General features: G+C 74.0%; 8 protein-coding genes. 2 read left to right on the top strand and 6 right to left on the bottom strand.

Annotation, left to right across the window (positions count from 1 at the left end; genetic code table 11):
- Positions 1 to 271: 271 nt before the first annotated feature.
- The 3 genes from KJS59_RS19900 to KJS59_RS19890 all read right to left on the bottom strand — a co-directional run bounded on the left by KJS59_RS19900 (position 272) and on the right by KJS59_RS19890 (position 4,931).
- Positions 272 to 2,365 carry a transglycosylase domain-containing protein gene (locus KJS59_RS19900; protein WP_213454440.1) on the bottom strand — a complete coding sequence of 698 codons (2,094 nt, stop codon included), beginning with the start codon at positions 2,363 to 2,365 and terminating at the stop codon, positions 272 to 274.
- A 114-nt stretch (positions 2,366 to 2,479) separates the two neighbouring features.
- A complete protein-coding gene (locus KJS59_RS19895; protein ID WP_213454439.1) occupies positions 2,480 to 3,547 on the bottom strand; it encodes an NHL repeat-containing protein in 1,068 nt (355 codons plus the stop codon).
- A 10-nt stretch (positions 3,548 to 3,557) separates the two neighbouring features.
- Positions 3,558 to 4,931: a hypothetical protein gene (locus KJS59_RS19890; protein ID WP_213454438.1), complete on the bottom strand. Its 1,374-nt coding sequence runs from the start codon at positions 4,929 to 4,931 to the stop codon at positions 3,558 to 3,560.
- Between the two features lie 128 nt (positions 4,932 to 5,059).
- On the opposite strand from KJS59_RS19890, the gene KJS59_RS19885 reads away from it, so the two are divergent.
- Positions 5,060 to 5,416 carry a DUF952 domain-containing protein gene (locus KJS59_RS19885; RefSeq protein ID WP_213454437.1) on the top strand — a complete coding sequence of 119 codons (357 nt, stop codon included), beginning with the start codon at positions 5,060 to 5,062 and terminating at the stop codon, positions 5,414 to 5,416.
- Positions 5,417 to 5,534: 118 nt separating this feature from the next.
- Here the strand turns inward: KJS59_RS19885 and KJS59_RS19880 are convergent, their stop codons facing one another.
- From KJS59_RS19880 to KJS59_RS19870, 3 genes are all read right to left on the bottom strand, one after another.
- Positions 5,535 to 6,404 carry an LLM class F420-dependent oxidoreductase gene (locus KJS59_RS19880; RefSeq protein WP_213454436.1) on the bottom strand — a complete coding sequence of 290 codons (870 nt, stop codon included), beginning with the start codon at positions 6,402 to 6,404 and terminating at the stop codon, positions 5,535 to 5,537.
- A gap of 62 nt (positions 6,405 to 6,466) precedes the next feature.
- Positions 6,467 to 6,844: an RICIN domain-containing protein gene (locus KJS59_RS19875; RefSeq protein ID WP_283775812.1), complete on the bottom strand. Its 378-nt coding sequence runs from the start codon at positions 6,842 to 6,844 to the stop codon at positions 6,467 to 6,469.
- Between the two features lie 33 nt (positions 6,845 to 6,877).
- Entirely contained in the window at positions 6,878 to 8,035 is a 1,158-nt protein-coding gene (locus KJS59_RS19870) for an MFS transporter (RefSeq protein ID WP_213454434.1), read from the bottom strand.
- 47 nt (positions 8,036 to 8,082) lie between these two features.
- Here KJS59_RS19870 and KJS59_RS19865 point away from each other — a divergent pair, with 47 nt between their 5' ends.
- Positions 8,083 to 8,727, top strand: coding sequence for a TetR/AcrR family transcriptional regulator (locus KJS59_RS19865; RefSeq protein WP_213454433.1), 645 nt, complete (start codon positions 8,083 to 8,085; stop codon positions 8,725 to 8,727).
- Positions 8,728 to 8,833: the final 106 nt, after the last annotated feature.

Genomic DNA, 8,833 nt, shown 5'->3' with positions numbered 1-8,833 from the left:
GACCCTCACCGCCCCCCACCCTCCTCCGCCGATCTTGGAGTTGGGGTGGGGGGCGAAGCTCTATCCGCCGTCCGTGGTTGGCGCCGTGCCGGCGCCCGTGGTGGCGGTGGTGGGAGATCTTGGTACCGATCTGGCCAGAAAGTGGCGTGTCGTACCAAGATCTCGCTCGCGGGTTGCCCGCCGGGACCGCAAACGCGCCTGGTGCGGCCGCGAGCGCGGGAGGGCGTGGGCCGCGCGGGAGGGTGCCGCAACATCCAAGTCGAGCAGCGCTTCAGCCCAGGGCGATGGTGCTGCTGGGTGGGGGGAAGTCCTTGACCGGCTTGCCGGCCACCGCCGCGGCGAGGGTACGCGCCACCGCCGCGTTCACCGACGCGGCGACGGCGGAGCCGACATGGTCGCTCGGGTCGTCGGGGTTGACGGCGATGCCGGCGGCCGCGGCCTGCGGGGTGAACCCGACGAAGGTCTCGGTGGCGTTCTGCTCGGAGCTGCCGGTCTTGCCCGCCACCGGCCGGCCGACGATGCCGGCCACCGCGGCCGCGGTACCGCCATCGCAGCGGCCGTACGCGGACTGGCCGCCGACCGGGCACCGGGCGGCGTCGGTCGCGGCGGCGGCCACGTCCGGATCGAGGACGTCGCTGCACCTGGGCTCGGCGCCGGAGACGGGCCGGCCGGACGAGTCCTTGATCGAGACGACCGGGAGCGGCGCGCAGTACGTGCCGTTGGCGGCGAGGGTGGCGTAGGCGTTGGCCACGTCCAGCGGCGTGGTGGCGGCGACGCCGAGGGTGAACGAGCCCCAGCCGTCGGCGTTCTTCGCCAGGCGGGCGTCGGCGCCGGACCGGAAGGTGATGCCGAGCCGCTTCGCCATGTCGACCGCCTTCTGCGGCCCGATCTGCTCCTCCAGCCAGACGAAGTAGGTGTTCACCGAGCGGCCGAAGCCGGTCCACATGGTGCGCTGGCCGTTCATCCAGGACGGGTTGGCGTTGACCGGGCACCAGTACCCGCCGCAGTTGCCGGGACCGCCGTCCGGGAAGCGGGTGACGATCGGCGACGGCGCGTCGAACGACGTGGCCAGCGGGTGCCCCTCCTCCAGGGCGGCCAGCATGGTGAACATCTTGAACGTGGACCCGGCCTGGTACCCGTTGGCGCCCGGTCCGCCGGCGATGAGCTGGTTCACGGTGTTGGGGTAGGTGGGGTGGCTCTTGGGGTTGGCGGCGAGGCTGTAGTGCCGGTTCACCGCGAGCGCCTGCACCCGGCCGGTGCCCGGGGTCACCACGGCGATCGGCAGCGCGCGGGCGCTGTCATAGCCGTACACGCCCGTCGACCGCTTCAGCGCCTCCGCCTGCACGCCCGGGTCCAGCGAGGTGACGATCGTGTACCCGCCGGTCTTGAGGGCGTTCTCCCGGTCCGCGACCGTGGCGCCGAACCGCTCCTGCGCCAGCCACCACTGCCGCAGGTAGTCGCAGAAGAAGCCCCAGTCGTTGTGCTTGGAGTTCAGCGCGGCGCAGCCGTTGGGCTGCTTGTGCGGGTGCAGCACCAGCGGCTGCGCGCGGGCTGCGTCCGCCTCGGCCTGGGTGATGTCGCCCTGGCGGACCATCGCGGTCAGCACGTACCCGCGCCGCTCCAGCGCCAGGTCCCGGTCGCCGTTGATCGGGTCGTACGCGTGCGGCGACTGCACCAGGCCGGCGAGCAGGGCCGCCTGCGCCAGCGTGAGCTGCTCCGGGGTGACCCCGAAGTACGTCTCGCTGGCGGCGAAGATGCCGTACGCGCCCGCGCCGAAGTAGGAGATGTTCAGGTACCCCTCGAGGATCTGCCGCTTGCTGAGCCGGCGCTCCAGGGCGTTGGCGTACCGGATCTCGCGCAGCTTGCGCCCGGCGGTGTCCTCGGTCGCGTCGGCGCGCTCCTCGGCGGTCAGGTCCGGGTCGTTCTTGAGCACGTTGCGCACGTACTGCATGGTCAGCGTGGACGCGCCCTGCTCGCTGCCGCCGCTGCTGTTGGAGACGAAGGCGCGCACCACGCCCTTGAGGTCCACGCCGCCGTGCTCGTAGAACCGGGTGTCCTCGGCCGCCACGATCGCCTGCTGCATCACCGGGGCGACCTGGTCCAGCCGCACGTCCCGCCGGTTCTGGTCGTAGAACGTGGTGATCAGGGTCTTGCCGTCGTTGGCGTAGACGTAGGTGGTCTGCGAGGCCGGCGTGGTGCGCAACTCGCTCGGAAGCGACTCGAAGTTGTCCGCCACCGTGCGGGTCGCCAGCCCGGCCAGCAGGCCGCTCGGCAGCAGCGCCGCCGCCACCATCACACCGGCCAGCACAGCGAATCCCAGCAGCGAACCCAGCCGGCGCGCACGCGTCACCGCAAATCCCCCCATGTCCCTCTCCACCTTCGTGGTCAAACCTCTCCCGGCGGGCGACCGATCGCCCACCCGGGGCGGGTGATTGTCAGCGAAGTCTCAGCAACCTCCGGCGTGGTCGCGTCCACGCGGTCAGCTCCTACGGCGGCGCCCGGTCCGCAGCACGATCACCGCGACCAGGCCGGCGGCGGCCACGCCCACGACCCCCACGCCCAGCGGGGGCAGCCACCGGGCCGGACCCGCCGGCGACCGGTCCGCGGCGCCCACCGTGCGCGGGCTCGCCGTGGCCGTCGGGGTCGACGGCGCGGTGGCCGGCGGCGTGGTCGCCGGCCCCGGCGGCAGCGCGGACGGGTAGCGCAGGATCGTCGGCGGCTTCCCGGCCGGGCCCTTCTCGGACAGCGTCAGCAGCCAGCGGCCGTCCGCGCCGTAGGTGACCGCCTCGCCCTGCGGCTCGTCCGGCAGCGGCACCCTGGCCGGGCGGGCGGTGCCGGTCAGGGCGCCGGCCACGTCGCCGTCGCGGACCGGGAACTCGAACGCGTCCGCGTAGGTGCGGATCACCACCCGGTCGCCGCCGGGCGCCAGGGCCGCGCCGGTGACCACGGCGCGGCCGGCGAACCCGAACGGGTTGCTGGTGTCGGTCGCCGGAAGGGTGACCGTGCCCAGCCGCTTCATCGGGGTCGTCCCGCCCGCGCGCAGGGGGCCGGACGGCGTGTAGACGATCGGGGTCAGGGGGTCCTTGGTGATGATGAACACCTGGCCGGCGGGCGTGACCACGAGCGCCTCGGCGTCGTGCGCCCGGTCCGGGTAGGTCAACCGGTACAGGGTGGGTGCCTGCGCCCCGCGGCGCAGCCGCCAGAGCGCGACGGTCTGCCGGGAGCGGTCGTTGTCGCCGATGTCGCCCACCCAGACGGTGCCGTCCGGGGTGACCGCCAGGTCCTCCGGGTCCCGGGGGCGGGACGGGTACCCGACCACGCGGGTGACCCGGCACCGGTGGTCCAGGAAGAAGATCTTGCGGTGGCTGGCCAGGTCGCTGCTGTCGTTCATGGTCACGTACCCGCCGGGGACGAGGCCCAGGCCGGACGGCTCGTCCACCCGGTCGTCGGTGATCGTGCAGAGGCGCTGGGGTCCGGCGGCGGCCGCCGCGGCCGGCGTGGCGAGGAGGAACAGGGCCAGGGCTGCGGTGCCGGCGACCAGTCGCATCGGGACAGTGTCACACGCACGCCGGTAGCCGTTCGGACACGTGCTGTCGTGGCACCGGTAGTCGAGCTTCCAGGTGACGGGCGCTGCGCAGGGCGCCCACCGTCGCACCGATGGGCCGGTCGAGGTAGGCGTCGTCGAGGTCGGCGAGCCGGCTGCCCGGGCCGAGGAAGCGCACCAGGTCGAGCGCGTCCCCGGCGAGTTCCAGCAGCGGCCGGCCACCGACCCGGCTGAGGTCCGCTCGGGTGGCACGGGTCACCTCGCCGGTGGTCAGGAACGGCGCTTCGGCGTTCGCCTCGACCACCATCCGCCGGTACAGCGCGACGTAGTCCTGCTGGGCCGTGCCGCCGACCGCGACCACGCCCGGCAGCAGGCAGCGGACCAGGTACGCCAGCACCCGGTCGGCGGCGAGATCCCCGGCGCGCAACGCGCGGGCGACCGCCGCCGGGGTGTACGGCACCGGCAGCGGCGCGCCGGTCGCCTCCAGGACGGGGTGCCCGTCCACGAACACCACCTGGTGCAGGCGGGACCCCTTGCGGTACCAGAGGAAGTCCGGCGCGGCCCGGTTCACCGCGAGGTTGGCCTGGTCGGCGACGAGCCGGCGCTTGACGCGCAGGAACGTCTCGCGCACGTACGGGTCGAACAGCAGCCGGTACACCGGGCCGTCCGGGTCCGCCAGGTGCCGGGCCACGCACTCGGCCGCCACCGACTCGTCGATCTGCACCCGGCGTACGCCGTGGTCGAGGTCCAGGCCGCGCCATATGCGGTCGTTCGCCGCCCGGTACCCGGTCGGGCCGTCCGGCGCGCGCTGGCCGAGCAGCGGGCCCAGCACCGGGTCCGCGGCGACATCCAGGGGCACCCCGTCCAGCCCGCCGAAGGTCATCTCCAGCGGACCGGGCAGGGCGCAGAACGACGAGTCCTTCAGGGTCGTGCGGGACAACGGGTAGACGGCGAGGAGAGCGCCCCGGGTACGCAGGAAGGTGGGGCCGAGAGGCGGCGTGCGGCGGGACAGGCAGCTGACGGTGGTGCACTGCGAGTGGATGGTCACGGTGCCGCCGGCCTCCCGGGTGGCGACGTGGAACAGGTAGTTGTTGAGGAACGTCTCCGGGTCCAGCAGCAGGTTGGCGTGGTCGGCGGCCTGGATGACCGGCCGCCGCAGCAGGTGCGAGCAGACCTCGTCGGTGTCCCGCTCGCCCCGCGCCGCCAAATACCGCCCGACGGCGACGGCCAGGCGCAGCAGGTGCGGGTTGGGATCGGCGGCGGCGGGAACCAGCGACCGCAGGTGGTCGCGCAGCCGTTGGTGCCGGGCCCGGTACAGCTGGCGACCCAGGTCCGAGCCGGCGGCGAGCAGCCGGTCAACGAGGTGGCGCGCGGACGGATCGAGCACACCGGGAACGCTAGGGACCGGCTGTGAAGATCCCATGTGGATCGCATCGGATCGTCGTGCGATCCCCAAGTGGCGCCCAGCCCGCCGTACTTCCGGCACCGCCGTGCGGCAGGCTCTAGGCTGGTGGCGTGATCTACAAGATCCTGGCGCGCGAGGAGTGGGCGGCGGCGCTCGCGGCCGGACGCTACGACGGCTCCGCCGCGGACCTGCGCGACGGCTTCGTCCACCTGTCCTGTGTGGAGCAGGTCACCGAGACCGCCGAGCGGCACTTCGCCGGCCAGTCCGGCCTGCTGCTGCTCGCCGTGGCGGAGGAGCGGCTCGGGGCCGCCCTCCGCTGGGAGCCCTCCCGGGGCGGGGCGCTGTTCCCGCACGTCTACGGTCCGCTGCCGCTGGACGCCGTGGTCGCCGCCGCGCCCATGCCGGACGTGGTACCCCCCGCCGAGGCCGCCGCGGCCGCCCTCGCCGCCCTGCCCGCCACCCCGTAGCAAGACGGATGCCCGGGCCGCTATCGGGTGCGGTGGGGGCGGCTTGGCGCCGGGGCGCTACCGGCGCGGCGGGCGCTGGGGCGGCGGGCGCTGGGGCGGCGGGGCGCCACCGCGCCGGTCAGGCGATCTCTCGCAGGCGCGGCAGCACCCGCTCCGCCAGTTCGGTGACGAACTCGACCGGGTGGCGGTCCGGCATGGTCTGCACCTCCGTGACGCCGAGCGCCGCGTACCCGCGCACGTCCGCCAGCCACGCCTCCACGTCGACCAGGGCGGGCCGGTTCACCAGGACGGTCTTGGCGATCGCGTCGTAGTCGCGCCCCTCGGCGGCGCAGTGCTCGCGCAGCACGTCCAGCTTGGCGGCCACGGCCTGCGGGTTCGCGCCGAACAGGTTGCACGCGTCGGCGTACCGGGCGACCAGGCGGAGCGTCTTCCTCTCGCCACCGCCGCCGATCAGGATCGGCGGGTGGGGCCGGCTCAGCGGCTGCGGGGAGTTGAGGGTCTCGGCGAGCCGGTAGTGCCGGCCCTCGAACGGGCCGTTGTCGTCGCTCCACATCTGCCGGCAGATCCGGATGGTCTCCTCCAGCCGCTCGAAGCGCTCCGCGACCGGCACCACCGGTACGCCCAGCCCGCGCTGCTCTCGCTCGTACCAGGAGGCGCCGATCCCGAGCCGGGCCCGCCCGCCGGAGAGCACGTCCAGCGTGGAGACCGTCTTGGCCAGCAGCCCCGGGTACCGGTACATGACGCCGGTGACCAGCAGGCCGAGGGTCATCCGCGAGGTCAGCGCCGCCACGTAGCCGAGGGTGGTGTACCCCTCCAGCATCGGCTCCTCCGCGGGGGCCACCCGGTCCATCTGGAAGTAGTGGTCCATCACCGAGAAGGCGGAGACGCCCGACTGCTCGGCGACGCGCGCGGTCTCGGCCAGGGTCGGCGCGATGGCGGCCGGGTCCGCCGGGTGGGTGAAGGTCCAGTAGTGCAGGCCAAGCTTCATGGTTTCGACCCTAGTGCGGCGCCCGTACGGCCGACCCCTGATTCCACCGTCGGGCGGCGGGGCTATGTCATGCCGACCCGCTGCCACTGCTGGTTGGTGCCGCCGTTGCAGGCGTACTGGATGATCCGCGCGCCGTCGGCCGATGAGGCGCCGTTGACGTCCAGACACTTGCCGCTGTGCCGGGCGGTGATCCGCCACGACCCGCCGCCGAGGTCGGTGAGCTGCCACTGCTGGTTCGCCCCCGACCCGCACGCGGCCTGCTGCACCTCGACGGCGTCGGCGGTCGAGGAGGCCGGGACCGTCAGGCACCTGTTGCTGTGCCGGGCGATGAGCTGGGCGTACCCGGTGCCGAGGGCGAGCACCTGCCACTGCCGGTTGGCGCCGTTGTTGCAGCCGTACTGGGCGACGCTCGCACCGTCGGCGGTGGACTGGCTCACCACGTCCAAGCACTGCGCTACAGCCCAACGACACGCTCAACGCCTGCGCAGTACCCCTGCGGCGGCGCCCATGGCGGCGGTGAGCAGCACGATGAGTCCGAAGGAGACGGTGAGCGAGGACGCGTGCGCGATGCCACCGATGATCCCGGGCGCGACCAGACCGCTGCCGTAGGCGATGCCGGCGACGGCGGCGATGCTGCGCCCGGGGTGGTCGCCAGTGCGGCCGGCGGCGGCGAAGACGAGCGGGACCACCACGGAGATGCCCACGCCGAGCAGCGCGAAGCCGGCGACGACCAGCACGATCCAGTCCGACAGCACGATCAGCAGCGCGCCCGCGGTGGCGAACACCGCCGCCGCGCGGACCGTCGTCACCGGGCCGAGGCGGTGCACGACGGCGTCGCCGGCGAAGCGGGCGGCGGCCATGCTGACCGAGAAGGCGGCGACGGTCAGCGCGGCGGTGCTGGCCGGGTGGCCCAGGTCGCGCACGAACACGGCGGACCAGTCCAGGCCGGCGCCCTCGGCGAAGACCGCGCACAGGCCGACCAGCCCGATCGGCAGCAGCGCCCGGGTCGGCAGCGCGAACGCGGGCGGCGGGTCCACCTCGGGTTCAGCGCGGTGCGGCAGCAGGTGGGGGGCGGCGGCCAGGGCGATGGCGGCGAGCACGGCCGCGGTGGCCAGGAAGTGCGGGCGGGCGTCCAGGCCGGCGCGGGCGGCCTGCGCCGCCACGGCGGAACCGACCAGGCCACCGAGGCTCCACGAACCGTGCAGGCCGGACATCACGGACCGGCCGTACCGCTTCTCGACGAGCACGGCCTGGGCGTTCATCGTCACGTCCGCCACGCCGGCGGCCGCGCCGTACAGGGCGAGCAGGAGGCAGAGCGTGAGCAGCGACGTGGGCAGCGCCGGCAGCAGCAGCGCCGCGCACCACAGCAGGATCAGCACGCGTACGAGCACACGCAGGTCGTACCGGTGGACCAGGCGGCCGGACAGCGGCATCGCCAGCATGGCCCCGATGCCCGGCATCAGCAGGGCGACGCCCAGCCCGCCCAGGCCGACGCCGACGTGCTCGGCCACCCACGGGACGCGGGCCGCGAAGGTGCCGGCGACCGCACCGTGGACGGCGAAGATGACCGCCGTCGCCCAGCGGGCCCGGCGCACCCGCGGGGGCAGATCGATGGCCGTGGTCGCTGTCATGGCGTCACCCTAGCGGCAATCCCGACCACCTGGTAAGTATCTTTTCCGTGACGACGACGGTACGGCGCGGGTACGCGAAGGGGCGGGCGCGGCGCCGGGAGATCCTGGACCGGGCGGTGGCGCTGTTCGGCGAGGTCGGGTACCGGGGCGCCTCGCTGCGGGAGATCGCGGCCCGGTGCGGGCTGTCCCACCCGGGCCTGCTGCACCACTTCCCCACCAAGGAGGCCCTGCTGCTGGCCGCGCTCCGGCACCGGGACGAGGTGGACGGCGAGCGCTTCGCGGCCACCGGCACCGGGGCGCAGGTGCTCCTGCGACTGGTGGACCTGGTCCGGCTCAACGCCGACCGGCGCGGCATCGTGGAACTGTTCACCGTGCTGTCCGCCGAGGCGACCGCCCCCGACCATCCGGCGCACGCGTACTTCGCCGAGCGATACCGGCACACGGTGGAGGCGATCGAGAGGTCGTACGCGCGGGCGCGCGCGGAGGGCACGCTGCGCCCGGGTATCGACCCCGGCGCGGCGGCCCGGCACCTGGTGGCCCTGATGGACGGGTTGCAGATCCAGTGGCTGCTGGACGACCGCGCCACCGACATGGCGGCCGTGGTGGAGGCACACGTCCGGGCGCAACTCACCGCCCCGCACCAGCCCGCCCCCCGTCCCGCCGATCTTGGAGCCGAACCGGGCCGGTGCTGATTTCCGGCGCGGTGCCGGTGCCCGGACGGCCGGAGGTGGGAGATCTTGGTACCGATTTAGCCGGAAATGCGGCGTGTTGTACCAAGATCTCACGCAGCTACCCCAG

Origin of the sequence: Rhizomonospora bruguierae, from assembly GCF_018397995.1 — a bacterium.
Classification (GTDB): Bacteria; Actinomycetota; Actinomycetes; order Mycobacteriales; family Micromonosporaceae; genus Rhizomonospora; species Rhizomonospora bruguierae.
This window is presented reverse-complemented; position numbering and strand designations above follow the sequence as displayed.